Below are 1,414 nucleotides of genomic sequence, written 5' to 3' on the forward strand. Positions count from 1 at the left end.
CTTGGGCACGGGCCGCGGCGGCAAGCGGATTTTCCGAATCGTCCTCGTCGCGACCGGCGACGGCGCTGGCGGCGGCGCCGATCAGCGCGATCTGGGTCGGGAACATATCGCGAAACAGGCCGGAGATGCGCCAGGTGACGTCGACGCGCGGGCGGCCGAGGGCGGCCGGCGGCATCACCTCGATGCCGGTGACGCGGCCCGTTGCGGCATCCCATTGCGGCCGGCAGCCCATCAGCGCCAGGCCTTGCGCGATCTCCTCGCCGCCGGTGCGCAACGAGGCGGAGCCCCAGAGGTCGATGACCAACGAGCGCGGCCAGTCGCCATGGCTCTGCATGTAGCTGCGCACGACTTCTTCCGCCGCCGCCTGCCCGAGATCATAGGCCGTCGACGTCGGCATGGTGCGCGGATCGGAGGTGAAAAGGTTGCGGCCGGTGGGCAGGACATCGGAACGACCGCGCGCCGGCGCGCCTGCCGGTCCGGCCTTGATGTGACGCCCGTCGAGCGCAGCGAGCAGGGCGTCTTTTTCGGTCTCGGCGCTTTGGCGGCGCAGTGGATCGGCCTCTTCTTCCGGCGCGCGGCCATAGACATGCAGCCCGTCCTTGACGGCAAAATCCTTGAGGTCGCACAGCCACGCGTCGATGCGGCGCAGCGCCTCGTCCGGCACATCGGTTCCGGCAACTCCGGCTTCGGCAGCCAGCCCGGATTTCTCCGCTGTCTCGACGATGAGCCTGGCCAGACGGTCGCGGCGGCGGCGGTCGAGCCCGTCGGCTTGTGCGTATTCGTCGACCAGCCGCTCAAGCCTCTGTTGCGCCTCGTCGAGCCCGGCGCCGGTCAGCGGCGGCGGCAGGTGACCGAGCGTGACGGCCGAGATGCGGCGCTTGGCCTGCGCCGCCTCGCCGGGATTGGAGACGATGAAGGGATAGACAACCGGCAGCGAGCCGGTGACGATCTCGGGAAAGCAGGTGTCGGAGAGCGCGACCGTCTTGCCCGGCAGCCATTCCAGCGTGCCATGCGCGCCGACATGGACGATGGCGTGGACGCCGAGCGACTTTTGCAACCACAGGCCGAAGGCGATCAGCTCGTGGCGCGGGGGAAGGGTCGGGTCATGGTAGTCAGCGCGGCGGTCTGCGGAGCGGCCACGGTCGGGGGCCAGCGCCACGGTGACGTTGCCGAAGATGGCGGCGCGGAAGGAGAAGCTTGCGGAAGGAGGCGCTTGAACACCCCCCTCTGTCCTGCCGGACATCTCCCCCTCAAGGGGGGAGATTGGCAGTTTCGCTGACGGCGCTTCTCCTCCAGCGTTGATGATTGGCGAAAGCATCGATGCAGGCGCAATCTCCCCCCTAGAGGTGGAGATGTCCGGCAGGACAGAGGGGGGCGCATTGACGTGAGCTTTGTCGTTGGCTCTCCCCCACGC

General features: G+C 68.9%; 1 protein-coding gene. It reads right to left on the minus strand.

Annotated features, from left to right (window positions below; genetic code table 11):
- Window positions 1-1,414: cobaltochelatase subunit CobN (locus tag EOA60_RS32880; RefSeq protein ID WP_206628359.1), on the minus strand; the 1,414-nt coding region annotated here is incomplete at both ends.

Source organism: Mesorhizobium sp. M1A.F.Ca.IN.020.06.1.1, from assembly GCF_004023265.1.
Taxonomy (GTDB): domain Bacteria; phylum Pseudomonadota; class Alphaproteobacteria; order Rhizobiales; family Rhizobiaceae; genus Mesorhizobium.